Annotated in this window: 18 protein-coding genes and 1 riboswitch; of the genes, 6 read left to right on the top strand and 12 right to left on the bottom strand. The window is 44.4% G+C overall.

Going from position 1 to position 21,507, the window contains the following annotated elements:
• Positions 1–81 precede the first annotated feature (81 nt).
• The 6 genes from ACH6CZ_RS08425 to ACH6CZ_RS08400 form a co-directional block, all read right to left on the bottom strand.
• Positions 82–2,232, bottom strand: a complete 2,151-nt coding sequence (locus ACH6CZ_RS08425; protein ID WP_374096987.1) for a DNA topoisomerase III — start codon at positions 2,230–2,232, stop codon at positions 82–84.
• 284 nt (positions 2,233–2,516) lie between these two features.
• Positions 2,517–4,349 carry a cation:proton antiporter gene (locus ACH6CZ_RS08420; protein ID WP_374096986.1) on the bottom strand — a complete coding sequence of 611 codons (1,833 nt, stop codon included), beginning with the start codon at positions 4,347–4,349 and terminating at the stop codon, positions 2,517–2,519.
• A gap of 73 nt (positions 4,350–4,422) precedes the next feature.
• Positions 4,423–5,070 (bottom strand): Rossmann-fold NAD(P)-binding domain-containing protein, encoded by a 648-nt coding sequence (locus tag ACH6CZ_RS08415; protein WP_374096985.1) that lies wholly within the window; start codon positions 5,068–5,070, stop codon positions 4,423–4,425.
• Positions 5,071–5,208: 138 nt separating this feature from the next.
• Positions 5,209–6,060 (bottom strand): transglutaminase family protein, encoded by an 852-nt coding sequence (locus ACH6CZ_RS08410; RefSeq protein WP_374096984.1) that lies wholly within the window; start codon positions 6,058–6,060, stop codon positions 5,209–5,211.
• 51 nt (positions 6,061–6,111) lie between these two features.
• Complete coding sequence (locus ACH6CZ_RS08405; protein ID WP_374096983.1) at positions 6,112–7,080, bottom strand: alpha-E domain-containing protein; 969 nt, start codon at positions 7,078–7,080, stop codon at positions 6,112–6,114.
• On the bottom strand, positions 7,061–8,527 hold the full coding sequence (locus tag ACH6CZ_RS08400; RefSeq protein WP_374096982.1) for a circularly permuted type 2 ATP-grasp protein: 1,467 nt from the start codon (positions 8,525–8,527) through the stop codon (positions 7,061–7,063). The genes ACH6CZ_RS08405 and ACH6CZ_RS08400 overlap by 20 nt, the downstream gene beginning before the upstream one ends.
• A 238-nt stretch (positions 8,528–8,765) precedes the next feature.
• Here ACH6CZ_RS08400 and ACH6CZ_RS08395 point away from each other — a divergent pair, with 238 nt between their 5' ends.
• Positions 8,766–8,936, top strand: a complete 171-nt coding sequence (locus ACH6CZ_RS08395; RefSeq protein ID WP_173425097.1) for an SE1832 family protein — start codon at positions 8,766–8,768, stop codon at positions 8,934–8,936.
• Between the two features lie 66 nt (positions 8,937–9,002).
• Here ACH6CZ_RS08395 and ACH6CZ_RS08390 read toward each other — a convergent pair whose 3' ends face one another.
• Together ACH6CZ_RS08390 and ACH6CZ_RS08385 are read right to left on the bottom strand one after the other, a co-directional pair.
• A complete protein-coding gene (locus tag ACH6CZ_RS08390) occupies positions 9,003–10,382 on the bottom strand; it encodes an MATE family efflux transporter (RefSeq protein WP_374096981.1) in 1,380 nt (459 codons plus the stop codon).
• On the bottom strand, positions 10,366–10,833 hold the full coding sequence (locus ACH6CZ_RS08385; protein ID WP_374096979.1) for a MarR family winged helix-turn-helix transcriptional regulator: 468 nt from the start codon (positions 10,831–10,833) through the stop codon (positions 10,366–10,368). Before ACH6CZ_RS08385 ends, ACH6CZ_RS08390 begins: the two co-directional genes overlap by 17 nt.
• Before the next feature lie 148 nt (positions 10,834–10,981).
• Between ACH6CZ_RS08385 and ACH6CZ_RS08380 the strand changes: the two genes are divergently transcribed.
• Positions 10,982–12,538: an ABC-F family ATP-binding cassette domain-containing protein gene (locus tag ACH6CZ_RS08380; RefSeq protein ID WP_374096978.1), complete on the top strand. Its 1,557-nt coding sequence runs from the start codon at positions 10,982–10,984 to the stop codon at positions 12,536–12,538.
• Positions 12,539–12,796: 258 nt separating this feature from the next.
• On the opposite strand, the gene proC is transcribed toward ACH6CZ_RS08380, so the two are convergent.
• Entirely contained in the window at positions 12,797–13,606 is an 810-nt protein-coding gene (gene proC, locus ACH6CZ_RS08375; RefSeq protein WP_374096977.1) for a pyrroline-5-carboxylate reductase, read from the bottom strand.
• A 482-nt stretch (positions 13,607–14,088) separates the two neighbouring features.
• Between proC and ACH6CZ_RS08370 the strand changes: the two genes are divergently transcribed.
• The 4 genes from ACH6CZ_RS08370 (at position 14,089) to ACH6CZ_RS08355 (ending at position 16,766) form a co-directional block, all read left to right on the top strand.
• The gene (locus tag ACH6CZ_RS08370) at positions 14,089–14,436 is read left to right on the top strand and encodes an ArsR/SmtB family transcription factor (protein ID WP_374096976.1); all 348 of its coding nucleotides are present in this window, start codon (positions 14,089–14,091) and stop codon (positions 14,434–14,436) included.
• Between the two features lie 18 nt (positions 14,437–14,454).
• Positions 14,455–15,750, top strand: a complete 1,296-nt coding sequence (locus ACH6CZ_RS08365) for an arsenic transporter (protein ID WP_374096975.1) — start codon at positions 14,455–14,457, stop codon at positions 15,748–15,750.
• Positions 15,751–15,959: 209 nt separating this feature from the next.
• Positions 15,960–16,379 (top strand): arsenate reductase (thioredoxin), encoded by a 420-nt coding sequence (arsC, locus tag ACH6CZ_RS08360; RefSeq protein WP_374096974.1) that lies wholly within the window; start codon positions 15,960–15,962, stop codon positions 16,377–16,379.
• 102 nt (positions 16,380–16,481) lie between these two features.
• Complete coding sequence (locus ACH6CZ_RS08355; RefSeq protein ID WP_374096973.1) at positions 16,482–16,766, top strand: iron-sulfur cluster assembly accessory protein; 285 nt, start codon at positions 16,482–16,484, stop codon at positions 16,764–16,766.
• A gap of 49 nt (positions 16,767–16,815) precedes the next feature.
• On the opposite strand, the gene ACH6CZ_RS08350 is transcribed toward ACH6CZ_RS08355, so the two are convergent.
• From ACH6CZ_RS08350 to ACH6CZ_RS08340, 3 genes are all read right to left on the bottom strand, one after another.
• Positions 16,816–17,772: an ATP-grasp domain-containing protein gene (locus ACH6CZ_RS08350; RefSeq protein WP_374096972.1), complete on the bottom strand. Its 957-nt coding sequence runs from the start codon at positions 17,770–17,772 to the stop codon at positions 16,816–16,818.
• Between the two features lie 12 nt (positions 17,773–17,784).
• Positions 17,785–18,843: an LLM class flavin-dependent oxidoreductase gene (locus ACH6CZ_RS08345; RefSeq protein WP_374096971.1), complete on the bottom strand. Its 1,059-nt coding sequence runs from the start codon at positions 18,841–18,843 to the stop codon at positions 17,785–17,787.
• Positions 18,844–18,928: 85 nt separating this feature from the next.
• A riboswitch (SAM riboswitch) is annotated at positions 18,929–19,032 on the bottom strand.
• A 582-nt stretch (positions 19,033–19,614) separates the two neighbouring features.
• Positions 19,615–20,886: a hemolysin family protein gene (locus ACH6CZ_RS08340; RefSeq protein ID WP_374096970.1), complete on the bottom strand. Its 1,272-nt coding sequence runs from the start codon at positions 20,884–20,886 to the stop codon at positions 19,615–19,617.
• Between the last annotated feature and the right edge of the window lie 621 nt (positions 20,887–21,507).

Raw genomic sequence — 21,507 nt, 5'->3', positions numbered from 1 at the left:
AAAAATGAACCCCTTAACTCTGACCCTACTGTGCCGCACCAAAAAAGCGTTTCCCTCCATCCAAGGAGAGAAACGCTTTTTTTATAGCTTCAAATTCTTTAGTGCATCAGCAAGTGCCGTATTCACAGGCTCTTCTTTATCCTGCTTTTTCATATACTTTTTAACGTCCTGCTTACCGGCTTTGTTTTTCTGATTTTCTTTACGGCGCTTTTGGAAGGCATCCATTTTCTCACGGTATCCGCAGACACAGCTGAATGTCTGAGCATCGCCTTCACCGCGCAGGTCCATTTTCTTTTTACATTTTGGACAGCGTGCGTTGGTTTTCTTGGCGATATTTTTACGGTGTCCGCATTCACGGTCCTGACAGACAAGCATTTTGCCGTTTTTGCCGTTCACTTCAAGCATCAGCTTACCACAGTCCGGGCAGTGTGTGCCTGTCATGTTGTCATGTTTATATTGTGCTTTACTGTTTTTAATCGAGCGCACCACGTCTTTAGAGAACTGCGTCATTTCAGTCATAAATGCCTGCTGCTTCAGCTTTCCATCAGCAATGGCTGACAGTTTCTGTTCCCACTGGGCTGTCAGTGCAGGAGATCTTAATTCTTCCGGCACAAGGTCAAGCAGCTGGCGGCCTTTTGATGTGAGGAAAATATCATTGCCACGCTTTTCGATTAAAAAGCTGTTGAATAGCTTTTCAATGATATCGGCACGGGTTGCAACTGTGCCAAGCCCGCCTGTTTCACCAAGCTTTTCAACAAGCTCCTTCTTTTCACCCTGCATATAGGCTTTCGGGTTTTCCATTGCTGACAGGAGTGTAGCTTCATTAAATCTTGCAGGCGGCTGGGTTTCACCTGTTGTGATGCTGACGCTCTGCACCTTCAGGCGGCTTCCTTTTTCAACATCAGGCAGTGCTGTATGCTGCTCCTCTTCACTCTCATCAAGTGCTTTAAAGCCAAGTTTGATTGGAATATTACCTTTCGCCGTAAAGGTTTCGCCACCAATTTCAGCTGTCACGACAGTCTGCTCATATTCATAAGGAGGCATCAATACAGCAAGGAAGCGTTCGGCGATCAGGCTGTAGATTTTCCATTCCTTATCATTCAGCTTTTCAGTGCGCAGCGTTTCCTCTGTCGGGATGATCGCGTGGTGATCAGATACTTTAGCGTCATTCACAAAACTGCCTGCTTTGATCGGTTTACGCAGCAGTTTGACCACATGCTGAGCGTATGGCGGCACCTTCATTCCTTTTAAACGGTCAGCCAGCGTCTCTGTCATATCTGATGACAGGAAGCGCGAGTCAGTTCTCGGATACGTCACGAGCTTATGCTGTTCATATAATTTCTGCAGAGTAGAGAGCGTCTCTTTTGCTGAAAAGTGATAGCGTTTGTGCGCGTCCCGCTGCAGTTCAGTCAGATCATATAATGGTTTTGGATAATTTTTCTTAGGCGTTTTTTTCACGTCTTTAATCACGACTTCATGCCCTTTTGTCTTTGCTAACAGGCTGTCTGCTCTTTGCTGATCAAACGTTTGATTGGTTTTTCCATCTGTCCATTTCAGTGTGAGACCATCTGCTTTTGCCTGCAGACCGTAAAACTTTTTCGGCTTAAACTGCTTAATTTCTTCTTCACGCATGGCAATCATCGCGATCGTCGGTGTCTGGACGCGGCCGGATGACAACTGTGCGTTAAACTTCGTTGTGAGCGCTCGCGTTGCATTGATCCCGACAATCCAGTCAGCCTCTGCACGGGCAACAGCTGAATGGTAAAGCGGCACGTAACGGTCACCGTCTTTTAGATTTTTGAAGCCTTCACGGATCGCTTTATCAGTGACTGAAGAGATCCACAGACGCTTCACAGGCTTATTCACTCTTGCTTTTTCTAAAATCCAGCGGGCAACGAGCTCACCTTCACGCCCTGCATCGGTTGCAATAACAATTTCACCAACATCTCCACGCGTGAGCTGGCTTTTCACAGCCTGAAACTGCTTGCCTGTCTTCTTAATCACAACAAGCTTCATTTTTTCAGGCAAAATCGGCAGATCTTCAAGGCGCCACGACTGATACTGGTCGCCATAATGGTCAGGGTCTGCATGTGTGACCAGATGCCCCAGCGCCCACGTGACGATATAGTTATCTCCTTCAAGATAACCGTTTCCTTTTTTATGACAGTTCAGCACGCGTGCGATATCGCGGCCGACTGACGGCTTTTCAGCCAGTACGATTGTTTTTTTCATGTTTGAATCCGTCCTTTTCAAGTTCAATTCTGTTAGTGAGTATAACATAGATGGATATTGAAGGTCGTATGAGGGGGACTGCTGCAGGTTCAGGTGGTGGATCGGACAGACTTTAGGTGGAAATGCTACAACCTGGCTGGGGATTGCTACGAGTTTCCGGGCGTATCGCTACAACTTCAAAGCAGATTGCTACAACTCCCGCAAAAACAGCGCCAACCACACGACATCCGCCACACACCAAAAAATCCGGAAAGCACACACCTGCGCTCTCCGGATCCATTCACTTACTTCTCATTCATTTTCTGTTTCACTTTTTCAACTTCTTTTGTTTGTGCAGTCAATCTGATCAGCGTATCACCCGGATTAATGACTTCTTCCCAGTCTTTTACGAAAGGTTCAAAGTGTCCGGTTTTATTCAGCACACCGATTAACAGGTCTTCACCATTGATTTCTTCTTTATATTTCTCAAACGTATACTGTTCAGTAATTTGCGTGCGTCTGAATACGTGTCCATTTTCAACACGTCGAATCAGCTCCTGAAGTGTGGCTTTTTCATTGAAAAGCACCCTTCCTCCAACCGTGTGACGCAATCCGGCCAGATCGGCATCATGAGTTTTTTCCATAGAAACCTGGAACAGATGCTTGCGGCCGATTGAAGGTGTAAACGTCGAGCACACCAGCGCATTGTATGAATCCAGTGAGGTTGCCGCAATAATTGCCTCATAAGGTGTCATATCCAGCCTGTATTCAGTCTGCTCAGACAGAAGTTCGCCATGGAAAGTCGGAACACCTCTTTGCCTTGCAGGCGCGAGGTTCCTCCATGTGGAATCTACAAGGATAACAGGCACCTTCACTTCCTGAAGAACAGCTGCAAGACCGCGGGTAAATGAGTTTCCTCCCACTATAATCATGCCTGGACGGTCATCATTGGCAAGTTTGAGTTTTTTCGCAACCCAGCCAATTGAAAATCCATGCGCAACAACAGTTGCAAATACAAGCGCAAATGTCAGTGCTGTTAAGATTTCCGCATCCTCAAATCCCGTTTCAAGCAAAACGGATGCAAAATAACCTGAAACCGTCAGTGCTACAATTCCACGTGGTGCAATCCATCCGACAAGTGTTCGTTCCCGCCAGGACAAGTCTGTCCCGATCGTAGAAAGCCAAATAGACAGCGGTCTTACGATAATCAGCATTAATACCACATATCCAAGAATTCTTAAGTTAAAGATTTCTAGCAATGTCTCCACCTGAAGTGAGGCAGTCAGCATAATAAAGATGGTAGAGATCAGTAGCACTGAAATGTTTTCTTTAAAGTGACGCATGTCCCCAATGGATGAGATGTGCATATTCGCCATTGTCATTCCCATTGCCGTTACAGATAACAGACCTGTTTCATGCATGACTTCATCTGCCACGCTGAAACAGAACAGAACAACTGCAAACAACACAGGGGATTTCAAAAATTCAGGGATATACCCTTTTTCAAACATCCAGCCCATACCGCGTCCAAGCGCCCAGCCAAGCACCGTTGCAAATGCAGCTGCTCCAAAGAATAACAGCAGGTTTGCAAATGTGACTGATTCGTCAACGAAAAACAGGATAATCTGAAATGCAAATAAAGCCAGAAGAACGCCAAACGGATCTACAATGATCCCTTCCCACTTTAATATTTTGGCAGGTCTCGGTTTCAGCTTCGCCTGTCTCAGAAGCGGCAGAATAACCGTAGGACCTGTTACAATGAACAGTCCACCAATAACAAACGCAACAGGTAAAGATAGTCCTGCTATGTAATGCGCAGTGAGTGATCCGAGAATCCATGCAAGAAAAGCACCGAATGTCACAATTCTGAATACCGGTTTACCAAGATCACGGATTTCCCGGAAGTCAAGCTGCAGACTTCCTTCAAATAATATAATGGCAACAGCCATCGAAATGATTGGTCCGTATAAATCCCCGAATTCCTGCTCAGGGTTAATAAGACCGAGGACCGGACCTACGATGATCCCGGCTACCGACATAACTACGATCGCAGGCATCCGGATACGCCATGAAAGCCATTGAGATAATATTCCTAAAAAGACGACAAGCATCGCCGTAAATAACAGGGAATTAAACAACTCCGTGACACCACCTTTTAACTTCAAATTGTTATGCCTATACTTTACCAGTAATTTTGGTTTTTAAGAAGAATTAAGGCTCTATTTCACTTCTTTTTGTATTTTCGATGTCACCTGATTTATAAATGACAAGCTCCGGATACTGACCAGTCAGCGCTTTTTCAGTCATTGCAAGTGCGAGCTGTGAAGCCCTGATACCTCTATATGTTTTAAAAGGACCCGTCATTGCCCAGCCTGCAAAAGATGTCACCTTTTCAGCTGCTGACTCTTTTACGCGGAACTCACCAGGGTCTGTCAGTAAAATGGAAGGTCTGAAAATATGAAGTGAGGGAAGTTTCAGCTTTTGCAGCTGCTGTTCATACACGCCATAAAGCCGGTTCAATTGTAAAATCGAATGAGGATCTGCTCCCATAGAAGAAAGCGCAAGGTATTGCGTTGCGTTACTTTTTTTGACCGCTGAAGCTAATTGCAGCGGGTCAAACCATTTATCGTTATTGTCAGGCTGCACACAGCAAAAGACATCATCCACAAGCCCGATATGTCCCGCTTCAATGTATCTGAAATCAATGATTCGTTCACTGATTTTATGGTGGGTATATGTCATGCTGCTTTCTGAAAGGACGATCACTTCATCATAGATACTGCGGGAACAAAGTTCCTTGATAAGTTCTCTCCCTGTTGCTGTATTTGAGCCGATTACTGCTGCGGTTCTTGATTTCACCCTGTTCACCGCCTTTATTCTTATATCGACAAATATCTTGATATCTAAACAAAGCGAGCGGTCAGGATATGCTGATGAAAGAAAAAAAGTCCTGTGTCTGGTTAGCATCCAACACAGGACCTTTTGGCTTTATTATGATTATTGATCCAGCAGCTTCACACTAACTTTCACATCAAGCTCCTGCTCACCTCCGCGGTAAACGCCCTGAAGTGGGCTGACGTCTGCATAATCACGCCCCACACCGACTCTGATATGATTCTCAAGCGCTTCAACATTATTAGTCGGGTCGAGTCCTACCCAGCCAATCCCCGGTACCATGACTTCAACCCATGCATGGGTCGCCGCATCACCAATAAGCGCTGAATCTTCTCCAACATACAGGTATCCACTGATGTAACGCGCCGGAATATTATGAGCTCTAAGCAGCCCGATCATCACGTGGGCATAATCCTGGCATACGCCTTTACACCCTTCAATTGAGTCAGTCGCTTTCGTATTTACATCTGTTGCGCCAGGATCATAACTGAACATGTCGTATACATATTTCATTAAATCAAGTGAAAATCTCACAGGGTTTTCAGTATTCCCAATTTCATTAATCACTTTATTCACCTGATCCTGCGTAACAAACGTATAGCCCGTCTGATTTAAAAACGGCAGATATTGCTGCCTGAAAATATTTGAATGAAAGATTGATTTCATTTCAGGGGAATAATCAATCCGCTCTATAAACGGACTTCGCTGAATACTGATGGTTGAGATGGTTTTCACCTCTAGTGCCTGATGCATTTCAGCGATAAAAAATGATTCAACGTTATTGCCCCAGATATCCTGATACTCTTTTGTAAGTGCAGCAGGCGTCAGTTCCGTTCTGTATTGCAAAAGTCGCTGACATTCATCTGTTCTTGGCTTCAGCCTGATCTCGTTCATACTTTGATCGACTGTTGTAGAATAATTAAATGTATTGATATGAGTAATTTCATATTTCATCGGTCGTCCGCTCCCTCGTGTTGTCAGTTTCTCTTCTTGGTTCTTACCCTTTCAAGAAGTTTTTGAAGGTTCGACGAGATAATAAGTCTCAGAAAAGATTCGTCCTATGTCATTACACTTATTCTGGAAATCATCCAGAAAAGCACTGACTCCTCCTTCTTCCAGCGACCTGATTTTACGCTCATCAAACTCATCAATGATCAGGTCCAGCGCCGCATACATTCTCCATGAATAATGCGACACTCTGCCGCCTTCCAGAGAAATAATCGACTCTCTGATATGGTCTATGCAATATTGAATTGATCGCGGGAATGAAAAATCTGATATTAAAAATGACAATACATCTCGTTCATTCATTCTAGGCGGATACTTTTTCAGATATTCCTCGTACCCATTTACAAGCTGCAGTGCTGATCGCCAGTAGTAATAATTTGTTCCGTCTGCTTTTTGTTTATCAGCAGTGGAACGGTCGTTTAATATATTCAGGATACGTGCTGTCTTTTCCCCGCGCTCAAGCCATTTGGCAATATTAAAAAAACGGTAAGGAACGCCACGGGTCATCATGGAATCCACAATGCCGTGTGAAGTCAGCGCTGTAATTTTCACCCTGTTTAAGAAGTGTTGAATATCTCTTAATGATCCTTCAGAAATTTTCATCTCGGTCATTTCAAGATATAGGTTATTCCAGACTTCAAATAAATCGTTTGGGATGCTGTCGCGTGTTGTCCGCGCATTTTCTCTTGCGTATTTAATACAGCTTAATATCGAATTCGGATTATTCTCTGAAAAAGCCAGATAATCAATCAGATGATTTGTACTCATTTTAGGATAAAGGCGGTTAAAATGCTCAACTGATCCGCAAATCTCAAGGACCGTCTCCCAGTCATGGCGGGCAAGCGTCTCTTCTGATGAGGCTTCCAGCATCTGAATCAACTGTACACCAAGTACCCGCGCATTGTTTTCAGCACGCTCAATATTCCGTGACATCCAGTAAAGTGAATCAGCTACTCTGCTCAGCATGGTTGCTTTCGCCTCCTTTTAGTACCCATGTATCTTTTCCTCCGCCACCCTGCGAAGAATTGACAACGAGTGACCCTTCTTTCAATGCGACACGTGAAAGTCCTCCAGGCAGTACGTGCGTTTTCTTTCCTCTCATCACAAAAACACGAAGGTCAACGTGACAAGGGTAGAATCGTCCGTCCTGGAATGCAGGTGCTCTTGAAAGCTGAATCGTTGGCTGTGCAATATACTGATGCGGTTCTTCCTCAATTTTCTTTTTAAAACGGTCAATTTCTTCATTTGTTGCGTGAGGGCCGATCAGCATATCATAGCCGCCTGATGCACCGACATTTTTTACAACAAGCTGATCAAGGTTTTCAAGCGCCCACTTACGCTGTTCAATATTTCTCATAAAATACGTATCCACATTTGGAATAATCGGATCTTCATTGAGATAATAGCGGATCATCTCAGGTACGAATGCATACATCGCTTTATCATCTGCAACACCGTTTCCGACACCGTTTAATATCGAAACGTTGCCTTTTCTGTAGGCACTCATTAAACCGGGCACGCCAAGCGCAGAATCCTTTTTGAACACCTGCGGATCAAGGAAATCATCGTCAATTCTGCGATAGATAATATCAACGCGCTGCATGCCGCGGATCGTTTTGACATAGACAATATTGTCTCTCACGTGAAGGTCACGCCCTTCAACGAGTTCGATTCCCATCTGCTGCGCTAAAAAGACATGATCATAATAGGCCGAGTTATACATACCAGGCGTCAGCAGAACAGCCCTTGGCTCACTCAGACAGTTAATCGGACAGTGATCAAGCACTGCCTCATACATATGGGAAAGCTGATGTTCAAGTGAATGAATACTGTGGCGGTTAAAAAATTCAGGATAAACCTGACGCATGACGTATCGGTTTTGGTAGACATAGGACATCCCCGAAGGATTTCTCAGGTTATCTTCAAGCACGCGGTATGTACCTTCCTGATCACGAATCAAATCAATACCTGCAAGGAAAATATGATTTTTCAGCGGTACATCAATACCTGTTACCTGTTTTTTTAAATAGTAAGGATTCTGTTCAACAAATTCTCTTGGAATCACACCGTCTCTGACGATTTCAGCGTCATGATAAATATCATCGAGAAAACGGTTCAGTGCTTCCACACGCTGTTTCATTCCCTTTTCAATCATTGTCCATGTTTCAGGCGGCATGATAATTGGAATGAAATCAAAAGGCATGGTGCGTTCTGTACCGACATTATCGTTATATACAGTAAATGTAATGCCCTGTCTTAAAAAGCTGAGCTGGGCAGTTTCGTGCTTTTCTCTCAGTTCCGCTTCACTGAACTGGTCCATGACTTTGTGAAAGTCCTGATAGTGCGCTCTTGTTGAGCCGTCTTTCTCAAGCATTTCATCAAAATTTCTTTCAGACTGATATGGCTTGAACATTTCCCTGTCCCCCTTTTTAACTCTGTAAAAGTGGCTGAAACAACAATGATCTTTAACACAGTTAAATCATCAAAAAACTGTACATTATCATCTTTTCAACAATTAAGCGCAAAATTCCTCTAAATTTTCTGAAAATACTCTATTCTTTACCCTACTTCTTTTTCTTGTAAGCACAAATAAGACAATTTTTGTTTATCAGAAAGATTATTTGTTAGAATGAAAAAATGGAGGGATCATGATGACACAAAGTGAAATTCAAAACAGAATCGCTGAGTTAAAGATGGAATATATCAGAGCCCAAGATGACCTCGAGAAACTTGAATCAGTAGGACGTGACGGCGCTTCAGCTCAGAAAAGACTCACATTGATAGAGGATGAACTGTCTGAACTGAGAAAACTTGAGGAATAGATATGTAATTGAACAAAAAAATGTCATCCACTATGCGAATACGCATGAGAATGACATTTTTTATGTTCAGTTGTGAGCTTCCGCCTGACGTAACGTATGAACAGGCGTTTTTTGAAATAGATTTTTGCGGTTTCTCCAGACAAAGAAGAGTGACAGCAGAAATGCAAGCCCGTCTGCAATCGGGAAGGCAAGCCAGACCCCTGTTAACCCTAAGAAAGTTGGCAGGATTAACACAAGCGGAATTAAAAAGATCAGCTGCCTTGCCATAGACAGGATAAATGATATTTTCGCTTTTCCAAGTGCCTGATACAGTCCGCCTGTGACCATCTGAAAGCCGATAATCGGCACAATCAGGAAGATAAAGCGCATCGCTTCCTCTCCTCCTGAAATAACAGCAGGATCCGTTGAAAAGACTGACATCATAGCGCCCGGGAACGTCATTGTCACTGCCCAGACAATGATCGCCATCACTGTTGAGATGCCGATGCCAAGCTTTAACGTTTCACTTACGCGGTGATGCAGCTTCGCACCATAATTAAATCCAATAATCGGCTGCATTCCCTGTACGATTCCAAACATAGGCATGATCGCAAACATCATAATCCGGTTAATGATCCCGAAAATCGCAACAGCTGACTCCCCGCCATAAATGACGAGCATCCAGTTGACCGCAATAAACATCAGGCTCCCTGCAGTCTGTCTGACAAACGTAGCCGAGCCGATCTGTGTAATCTCACGCACCACACGCCAGTCCGGCAGCAGTCCGATCCATCTGAATTCGAGTGAGCTCTTTCCTGCACGGAAGTAAAGGTAAAGCCAGATCGCACCAACAGCCTGTGAAATGACAGTTGCAATCGCGGCACCCGCCATACCCATATCAAGCGTGAAGATAAAGATCGGATCAAGCACGATATTTAGTCCCGCTGAAATGACCATCGTCAGCATCGCCATCTTAGCATTACCTTCAGAACGCACAACATTGTTCATCGACATTGCAAATGCCTGGAAAATCGCTCCGTATAAAATAATTGATAAATACTCTGCTGCATACGGTAAAATCTCTGCAGTCGCCCCGAACGTTATCAGAATTGGTTCTAAAAACGTCAGTGCGATCACAACCATCAATACACTCAGGAAACCGACAAGCCAGATCACATTTCCAAAAATTTTATTCGCTTCATCCAGCCTGTCTTCTCCAAGACGCCTGGAAATAATCGACGCTCCGCCAATTCCGATTGCAGCTGCAAATGCGGTAATAATCAACTGCAGCGGAAAAGCAATAGACAGTGCTGCCACCCCTACCGTTCCGATCCCTCTTGCAATAAAAAATGTATCTGCAATATTATAAAACGCCATCACAAACATTCCGATAAAAGCCGGTACAGAAAAACGGACCATCAGTGATGGAATTTTTTCAGTTCCGAGCCTTTCACTTTGCTGTTTCATTCGATGCCACCTCTTCCCTTCCTTCAACTTCCTTTACTGCATTACCGGCCATCCGTTTCAGCAGGTCAATCGCAACCCGCTGCTCTTCTGCTGTAAAGCCGGATGTTAACGTTTCAGTCCAGTACGCCATTTCTTTTTTAACAAATGATTCAATATCTTTCGCTTTGTCAGTCAGGTAAATATAATTGGACCTTCTGTCAGATTCGTGCGGCATCCTTTTCACGTAACCTTCCGTTTCAAGCTTACGGATCGCACGCGCAACGGTGGCTTTATCAATATTGAGCTCACCTGCCATATACTCCTGAGTCAACCCGTCACGTTCAAACAGCATCATCAAAAATTTAATCTGCCCCTGCCCGATTCCGTACTCGGCAAAGGTCTTACTTAAGAAAATATAGCTGTACCGGTGCACGGTTGATAACCATCGTCCGGCTGTATGTGCCTGTTTCATTCTAATCATCTCATTTCTAGATCACTGCTGAATTAGTATAGACCCATTTAGTTGCGCACGCAACTTTACAGCTTCCGAAGTTTTTTAAGGTGGCAGGAAAAGGTTACATCTATTATGATGGAGGAAGACTTTTATATTGGAGGAAAACATGAGCGTATTAACTGTAAGTAAGCTGTCCCATTCATTTGGAGACCGCACACTTTTTAAAGACGTTTCTTTCCGGTTATTAGCCGGTGAACATATTGGACTTGTCGGTGCTAACGGCGTTGGTAAATCAACGCTGATGAATATATTAACGGGTGAACTGATCCACGATGAAGGAAAAGTGGAGTGGCTGCCTGGCACGCATTACGGCTATCTGGATCAGCACACACAGCTGACACCCGGACGTACGATGCGTGAAACACTTGGAGATGCCTACCTTCCTCTTTTTAAAAAAGAAGAGGAATTAAATGAAATCACAGGCAAAATGGCAGACGCATCTCCTGAAGAGCTTGAAACACTTTTAGAAGAAATGGCTGAGATCCAGGACGCGCTGGATGCAGGTGATTTCTATACTCTTGATATTAAAATCGAAGAAGTCGCACGCGGACTCGGGCTTGATGCGATCGGTCTTGACCGTGATGTATCAGCACTCAGCGGCGGCCAGCGTACGAAAGTGCTGTTGGCAAAGCTGTTACTTGAAAAACCGAAAGTACTGCTGCTGGATGAGCCGACCAACTATCTGGATGTTGAGCATATCCGCTGGCTGTCTATGTATCTGAAGGATTATCCGCATGCATTCCTGCTGATTTCCCACGATACGAATTTCATGAATGATACAGTGGATATTATCCTGCACCTCGAGTTTGCACGTATGAACCGCTATACAGCAAGCTATGATAAATTTATTGAGCTTGCTGAGCTTCATAAAAATCAGCATCTGCAGGCATATGAAAAGCAGCAGGATTTCATAAAAAAGCAGGAAGACTTTATCGCGAAAAATAAAGCGCGTTATTCTACAACCGGCCGTGCGAAAAGCCGTCAGAAACAGCTGGACAGAATTGAGCGGATTGACCGCCCAGAAACAGCTGTAAAGCCAACATTTGAATTCAAGGAATCACGCGGGAGCAGCCGTTATGTTGTGGAAGCTGAGAACCTTGAGATTGGTTATGACGAGCCGCTTCTGCCGAAAATGACGCTTGAAATTGAGCGCGGCGAGAAAATCGCTGTTGTCGGCTGTAACGGTGTTGGTAAATCAACGCTGTTGAAGACGATTATGGGTAAACTTGATCCAATCGGCGGAAAAGTGATTCACGGCGACTTCCTGTACCCATCTTACTTTGAACAGGAAATGAAGCCAAAAGCAATTACGCCGATTGAGGATGTATGGAGCGAATTCCCTGGGATGGATCAGCATCAGGTACGCGCTGCGCTTGCGAGATGCGGTTTGAAAAATGAGCACATCTCTCGCCAGATGAACCAGCTGTCAGGTGGCGAGCAGGCGAAGGTACGTCTGTGTAAGCTGATGATGCATGAGAGTAACTGGCTGCTGTTTGATGAGCCTACGAATCATTTGGATGTGACGGCGAAAGAAGAGCTGAAGCGTGCAATGAAGGCGTATAATGGAACGATTGTGCTTGTGTGCCACGAGCCTGATTTTTATGAAGATTGGGCGACTAGGACGTGGAATGTTGAGGAGTGGAGCGAGAAGGTGAACGCGTAGTTTACTCTTGAAAAGCCGCTGGTGATTTCCGGGCAGGACTGCGCTTTCCGTGGCCGGGCGATGAGCCAGCAGGCTTCGCCATGCTCTGTCTCACCTGTCCCTTCCTGCCACAGGAGTCTCCGTCCTGCTCTCCAATCACCAGCTGGATAGCAGGCCTCTACATTCTCTTTCTTTTGATTTTGAGAGAGTTGAAAGATAGATTAAACTTAAAGTTTATATGTATTTATGAATAAAAAATAAGCAGGGCTGTGGCGCTGCTTATTTTTTATTGCCTAATTCTTTTACGGTTGCTGTGCAGCTTTCCATGGCTTCCAAAATCGCGCCTCTGAAACGATGCTTTTCAAGCGCCTCTGTTGCGGCAATCGTGGCGCCGCCTGGTGATGTGACCTGGTCTTTTAGTTCTCCCGGATGTTTGCCGGTATCTAAGACCATTTTTGCTGCGCCGAGTACGGCCTGCGCTGCGAGGCGGTATGCCTGGTCACGTTTCAGACCCTGCCGCACGCCCCCGTCTGCCATTGCTTCAATCATCATGTAGACATAGGCTGGTGATGAACCGCTGATTGCAGGAATGCTGTCCATGAGATCCTCAGAGATGACTTCTGTTTTGCCGAATGAACGGAACAGTTTAAGCACTGTCTGGAGCTCTTCTTCTGTTACTTCGTCATTGCTACTAATTGCCGACATTCCTTCTCCTGCAAGTGATGGGGTGTTCGGCATCGTTCTGATGACTTTCAGCTTTTTGCCGGCAAATGCAGAAATATCAGCTGTAGTCAGTCCTGCTGCGATTGTGATAATCACTGTATCTGCTGAGAGATGTGCTTTAATTTCTTCAAGGATCTGTTGATGCAGACCTGGTACGATTCCGAGAAAAAGAAGATCGGCTTCAGTTGCTACTTTGCTGTTGTCCCCGGTCACTTCTATCCCAAACTGGTTTGATACTTTTACTCTGGTGTCTTTTGTTGTTGCACTTGCAATGATGGATGACGGTTTGACCGTTTTAGAGCGGATCATGCCGCCGATCATTGCCTGTGCCATTTTACCGCACCCGATAAACCCGATTTGTGTCATGAGATCCTCCTACTTTTTTTCTCTTTTACTAATATATAGTATTCCTGCTGTGATGACTGCAATTGTAACCACGGTTAAGATCAGTGATGTACTGAATAACGGAAATCCCTCCATGATGCATCTCCCTTTCGTGCCGGTTTTGTTTACTATCTCATATTTTCCCTGAAAGCTCTATCTGAAACGCTGTCAATTTTCAAAGGGGCATGATGAGGGTCTAGTGCTGTAAAGAAGATGCCCGAATATGAAGTCAGGGCGGGAATTGCTACCGGATGCCACGGGATTGCTACAAGTTCGGTATAAACTGCTACAACTTCCCGGGTGTATCGCTACATCCTGAAGGCATTAAGCTACAACTTCGACCATCATTGCTACATCCTCCCCTTGTCATATAAAATTTACAATGAAATTTAGCTTTTCACCTTGCGTATATAAGCATATGCCTATATACTAATCAGCGGATGAACTAAATGGAGGTGTGAGCCATGCTCGCAAAGGAAGCCATTTCGATTGAAAAAGCGTCAACCGCTTTAAAGCTGATGGGTGATAAAACCCGTTTAACGATGCTCCGTATACTCGCAGATCATGATTGCTGTGTATGTGAGTTCGTTGAAATTTTTCAGATGAGCCAGCCTTCAGTCAGCCAGCACGTCCGGAAAATGAAGGACATTGGCATGATTAAGGAGCAGCGAAAAGGACAATGGATTGTTTACTCGCTGAATGAATCCTTTGAAGGATATGACATGATCTGCAGCATTTTAGAACAGCTGCCCACGCAGGATCATCATCTTGAACAGCTGATCGAGCAAGGGAAACGTGTTTCCTGCAACTAAATTTAAAGGAGTCTCGTCATGGATGTATTTTTAGCAATATTGATTTTTCTTTTTACGTTAACGTTTGTCATCTGGCAGCCTAAGGGTCTTGGCATTGGCTATTCTGCAATGGGTGGTGCTGTGATTGCACTGATTCTTGGCGTTGTATCTATGCAAGATGTAGCTGATGTAACAGCGATCGTCTGGAATGCTACCCTGACATTTGTTGCACTCATCATTATTTCATTAATTTTAGATGAGATTGGCTTTTTCGAATGGTCCGCACTGCATATGGCGCGGTTTGCCAAAGGCAGCGGTATCAGAATGTTTATTTACGTCACATTACTCGGTGCACTCGTTGCGGCCTTCTTCGCAAATGACGGCGCTGCACTGATTTTAACGCCGATTGTACTTGCAATGGTGAGAAATCTGAACTTTAAAGAAGCGATGATCTTACCATTTATTATGGCCAGCGGATTTATTGCTGATACAGCATCCCTGCCGCTGATCGTCAGTAACCTTGTGAATATTGTCTCTGCTGACGTATTTGGCATTGGCTTTGCAGAATATGCAAGCCGGATGATTATTCCGAACTTCTTCAGTATCGGGGCAAGTCTTTTAGTGCTCTGGCTATTTTTCCGTAAAAGCATTCCGGAAAATTATGATCTATCACAGCTTCGCAAGCCAAATGAAGCGCTAAAGGATCCTAAGATGTTCCGCCTTTCATGGGGCGTACTCGCTATTTTACTGGTTGGTTATTTTACTAGTGAATTCGCTGAGATACCGGTATCAATCATTGCCGGCATCATCGCGATCATCTTCCTGCTGATTGCAAGAAGAAGCCCTGCTGTGAATACGACCACTGTTGTAAAAGATGCGCCTTGGGCGATTGTATTTTTCTCAATCGGTATGTATGTCGTTGTCTACGGCCTGCGAAATGTCGGTCTGACCAGCCTGCTTGCTGATGTTCTGGATGCAACAGCTGACCACGGACTGCTCGCTGCCACGATGGGTATGGGATTCATTGCTGCATTCCTGTCTTCAATTATGAATAACATGCCAACCGTAATGATCGACGCGCTGGCAATCCAGGAAACAGCTACAACCGGGGCAGTCAGAGAAGCACTGATTTATGCAAACGTCATCGGTTCTGACCTAGGTCCAAAGATAACACCAATCGGTTCACTCGCTACATTACTGTGGCTGCATGTCCTGAGCAAAAAAGGCTTCAACATCAGCTGGGGCTACTACTTTAAAGTAGGGATCATCCTTACAATCCCAACATTGTTTATCACGTTGTTTGGATTGTATGTGTGGCTATTGATTATTCTATAAATAACGCGGACCGCTGAGCTCCGTTTCAGGCTCTGTGCATACTTCTCAGGTATTTTATGAAGTGTTATTAAAACATCACTAGATATTATATAAATCTCAGCGGTCCCTCGTTGTGGAGGGCGGAGACTCCCGCCCGGGGGCAGGAAAGAGCAGCCCTCCACAAAAAGGGACCGCGGCTCAAAAGTACACAAAATTAAGGAGTGTTTCTCATGTCTAAAAAAACATTATATTTCCTATGTACAGGTAACTCTTGCAGAAGTCAGATGGCGGAAGGCTGGGGGAAAAAATATCTAAGCGATGAGTGGAACGTGCTGAGTGCAGGACTTGAAGCGCACGGACTTAACCCGAACGCAGTCAAAGCAATGAACGAAGCAGGTATTGATATTTCAAAACAGACTTCTGACACAATTAACCCGGAAATTTTGAACAATGCTGACCTTGTCGTAACACTTTGCGGGCACGCTGCTGACCACTGCCCGGTTACACCACCACACGTGACACGTGAGCACTGGGGCTTCGATGACCCTGCCAAAGCTGAAGGCACTGATGAAGAAAAATGGGCTTTCTTCCAGCGTGTACGCGATGAAATTGGGTCAAGAATTAAAGAATTTGCTGAGACTGGCAAATAAAACAGTTGGTGATTACTGTCATATAAACAGCATCATACTTGCGTTTCTATGCCTTTTCGCACATCATAAGTGTATAAGCTAAAGCGAGAAAGGAAGACAAGTATGATTATCACAGATGAAGCAAAAGAAGCTTTCAAAATGCTATTTCACCAATATGAATCTGAAAACATCCGCGTTTATTTTGCCGGACAGGGAGAAGGCAGTCCCGAAATTGGTCTGTCATTCGATGTCCCGGAAGAAAATGATGTGATTCAGACGATTAACGGAATTAAAGTAGCAATTGATCCGCAGATTTTATTCGTCGCTGAAGAACTCACACTTGATGTTCAGGATACACCTGAAGGCCGGGGAATCATTATGACCGGCGGACCTGAGCAGATTATGTAATAAAAATCCGGGAACATTTAAATTGTTCCCGGATTTTTTAGAGATAAAGTTAAGCTTCCACAACCGAATACTCACGCTCAAGCTTCTTCTTCAGAAACTTCGCAAGCTCTAACATTCCATACGTACCATATGCCGCTTCAGCATCTGCATTATAATTCGTATTCGTGTTAATGTCATACACATAAATCTCGCCTGCAGCGTCTTTAATAAACTCAATCCCCGCGACAGCAATATCATTTTTAGCAAGGAAATATTCAAGCTGCGTGATCAAGAGTGGCTCATTGAAGTCCTTTACGACCTGGAACTTTGGCTTCTCCTCCACTTCTTCACCGACCGGGCAGAACAGGTCGTCAATCTGACATGCATCTGCCGGGCACAGTTCAAAACCTTCAGACGTATCCACGCGGACCGCATAGACAAACTTACCGCCAACAAATTCGCAGCGTGTAATATAAGACTCCGGTGATTCAATGTATTCCTGAATCAGTGTAATCCCATCAACCGGCAGCTCAAAATCATCACTATGCACATATTGCTTCAGCGCATCAATTGAATGAAACAGCTGAACGCCAAGCCCTTTTCCGGCGCGGTTATGCTTTGTAATAAATGATGGCTTATCAAGCTTCTCTGCTGCTTTAATAATCTGCTCGCGTCCGACCACTGCAATCGTATCAGGTGTTTTAATTCCATTTAGCTGAAGTGCCGTATATTGATTGACTTTACTTACTTCAAGACGCAGTGCGCGGGACCCATTTAGTACAGTTCTGCCATACTGCTCCAGCCATGCAAGCACTGATTCTGTTAATTCTGGTGCAAAACGGTGACCACGCGTATGTGAAGATGCGCTCATTCTGCTGTAAAAAATGCCTTCCGGCGGTTCTTCTGTCAAATCAACAATCCCTTCATCAAGGTGCCATACTTCATAAGGTACATTCAGTTCTTCCAGACGCTTCGTTAAATGAACCGTCCATTCATCATTTTCATGCAATACATACGCTTTACTCATGCTGTCTTCCCCCTAAATGTTGATTTCCTGCTGAATTCTTCTCTTTTCTTCAACCAGTGGCATCACTTTTTCAGAAAAACGTTTCATCTCTTCAAGCTGAGGAGAGAATTGAAGCAGTAACAGGTCAAGACCTGCATTTTCAAATTCAATGATGCGGTCGGCAATCTGTTCAGGCGTTCCGATCAGGTTCGGTCTGAGGCCGCGGTTCGATACCGAGTAATCCATCAATTTCACCTGCTGTTCAAGCTGGGACTTACTGACAAAATCATTGTAGCCTGCATATCCGCTTACATCTTTTACATCTGTAATCCGCTCAAGCTCAGCCTGCACTTCCTCTTCTGTGTCCCGGCAGATAATGAACGCAGCCATTCCAAATGAACCAAACGGATCCTTTCCGGCTTCAGCACGGCGCGATTTCATATCATTAATTTTTGTTTCAATCTCTTCAACCGTTCCGCCATGCATCACATAAGAATCACAGTGTTCAACAATCGACTGCTTGCCGCGCGGGCTTTCACCGCCTGCATACAGAATCGGGTTCGGACGCTGAATCGGCTTTGGCTCAAGTTTTGTATTTTCAATATCATAATATTTTCCTTTAAAGCTGAATGTATCTTCTGTCCAGAGCCCTTTTAAAATTGTCAGGAACTCATCTGTACGCTCGTAGCGCTCATCATGCTCTGTAAAAGCACCGCCATACTGCTTCGCTTCCTCAGCCCACCAGGCAGATACAACATTCAGTGTGAAGCGTCCATTTGAAATATGATCAATATTTGAAGCCATTTTCGCAGCCACTGCCGGGTTATGGAACCCCGGACGAATCGCTGTCATAATTTCAATTTTTTCTGTAACTGCTGCAAGTGCTGCCGCAGTAGACCAGGCCTCAATGGAATCCCGCTCAGGTCCTTTTATATCATTCAGGTACAGTTCAGCGATCAGTGTCGTGTCATAACCCCACATCTCTGCTGACTGAATTACTTTTTTCGCATAATCAAACGTCGGCGGCATATTTTCATCTTCTACATTGCGCAGCCACCCGCCAAAAATCGGAAGCCAGAATCCATATTTCATTACAGGTCCACTCTCCTTATTTTCTATCGTCTAAAATAAAAAAACTCCCTCTGCGACAGACAGAAGAAGAAACGTTTTTACTTCTGTCTTATCTTTCAGGCAATGCCTGATGGATGTAGCACCTTTCTGACAAAGTCAGCGGTTGCCGGGCTTCACAGGGCCATATCCCTCCACCACTCTCGATAAGAGCTATTCACTTTAATACGCTAATCCTACAACACCACTTGGGTTTAGTCAAGACCTAATGTGTGAATTTTCAAACCTATTCGGCAGGCGAAAGATAACTGATGAGAAAAAAGTTTCAATCTTCTTTAATCGTTCCGCTGCGCTTCGGGCGGATGCTTTCCGGATGGAGGTTGCTGAGCCTCCTCAGGCTTCGCCTTGCGGGGTCTCAGCTTCCCTCTAATCGTCCCGGAGTCACCGCCCTGCGCCCCGCTGCACTGAGGATTTTTTATAAAAGCTCATTAACTGTCAGAATGTATTAGTTTATTCCAGCAGTATTAAATGAATACGAAACACTTCGCTTAAATTTCTATAGATGTTGCTTTTAGATAAGCTGTATTAAGGTCATTGTTGTTTTTGCACAGCTGTTGATTGTAGCGGAAGGGGGTCCGATTCCAGCAGGAGAAATCGGACAGGTGAGACCCCTCAGCGCGAAGCGCGAGGAGGCTCACCGCCGATCCTGCGGAAAGCGTCCCCCCTTGGAGCTACAATCAACAGCCAACTTTCATATAGCCTTTAGATAAAGAAAAAAACTGACGGCATAGGCCATCAGCTTTCGTTATCAATATCTTTATCATCCGCAATGCCGTCAATGACGCGCTTTTCGATGCGGACTTTTGTGATTTTATTCTTTTCCATTTCAAGGACGGTAAAGCGCAGGTGCTGGAAATCGAATTCATCGCCTTCTTCAGGCAGGTGACCGATTTCTTTCAGAACAAATCCTGCAAGTACATCCTGTTCCTCAGGAATTCTTGTTGAGAATACTTCATTCAGTCGATGGATATTCAGCTTACCGTGGCAGACGATCGTCCGCTCTGTGAGCTCATCAATCCACGATTCTTCTTCATCGTCATTTTCATCTGAAATCTCCTGCCCGATCATCGCTTCAATGATATCCTCATGGGTAATGATTCCAAGAGTACCACCGTATTCATCAAGCACAATCGCAAAATGCTTTTTTGCCTGAAGCATGCGTTTGAAGATGCGTTCTATCGATGTCGTTTCCACTGTAAACAGCGGATCGTTATCCATAAACTCTGTCAGCGGCTTCTCCGGCGTCAGCGACCATTCGATCACCTGCTTGGAATGAAACACCCCGACAATATTATCCATATTTTCTTTATACACCGGATAGCGCGTATAAGGATTGTCAATAACATAATCACGTACTTCTTCGTAAGTCGTTTCAAGCGGAATACCGATGATGTCTACACGCGGTGTCTTCATTGCATCGCCTACGTCTTTTTTCTGGAAATCCAGAACTCCTTTAATACGAAGGGATTCATCACCAAGGAATGTTCCTTCCGTTGATGCGATATCAACCATTGTCCGAAGCTCTTCTTTTGTGATCGTCGCTTCTTTGATGTCTCCTTTTGACAGGATGCGAATGACGATGTTTGTGAACCGGGACAACAGCCATGTGACCGGCTTAAAAATTGTCATCAAAAAGCGGATGACCGGCGCTACAATATATGCAATACGATCAGCAAATGTTGCCGCTATCGTTTTAGGTAATACTTCAGCAAAAATAATCAGTGTAACAGTAAGAATCCCGGTTGCGAGTGCCACCTGGATACTGTAATCAATCGCAATGATTGTCACAAGAACAGGTAAAAGGATATTGGAGATATTATTACCAATTAAAATGGTTGTAATCATCTGATCCGGCTTAGATACCTGTTTCAACAGCTTTTCGGCTGCACGATCACCCTGCTCAGCACGGGTTTTAACCTTCATTTTATTAACAGCAGTCAGTGCTGTCTCACTTCCTGATAAAAAGAATGAGGCAAAAAGCAAAGCAGCTATGGCTATAAATTCCAACGATATTCCTCCTGATAAAATAGCAATATGTAAAAAAATTAGATAGAACTAGCGTATACTATCCTGAATAAAAATTCCACTGTCATTAACTGAAAAGTCGATCATTTTGGATGCAGATGGAAAGAAAATTGAAATGATGTGCGTTTAGGAGTAATGTTAAAGAGGATTGGTGATCTGCCTTACGGGAGCGGCATTACATAATACCTAAAACAACGAAAGCCCTAACCTCTCTTTCGTCCTTGCAGCTCCGAAGCTGCGCCAGTGTGAATCAGATACTACTTTAAAACGTTGAATTCGTTCATAAAGTAATCTGGAATTTTTGGTCTGAATCGGTTCGGTGAGATAGAACCTTTAGAAGTGCACAGTTACTGCGTAGTAGTTTGAAGTACTGTCTCCGGGCAACGACCCCGGCATTTTTTAGAGGGTTTTTGCTTCAATCGGTGAAATAGCTTAACTGCTTAGCGTACTCAGAAGGTGAGCCGCTTAAATTCAGGCCTTGGATTTCCAGACCTAGTTATTTAAATATGGCGGTTGGCGATATCCGCCTGACAACCGCTCCCGTAAAACGATCAACCAATAGTATAACACCGTACTAATATACTGTCAATCTTTATTAAGGAG

The organism is Jeotgalibacillus sp. JSM ZJ347 (assembly GCF_044383825.1).
Lineage (GTDB): Bacteria > Bacillota > Bacilli > Bacillales > Jeotgalibacillaceae > Jeotgalibacillus.
This window is presented reverse-complemented; position numbering and strand designations above follow the sequence as displayed.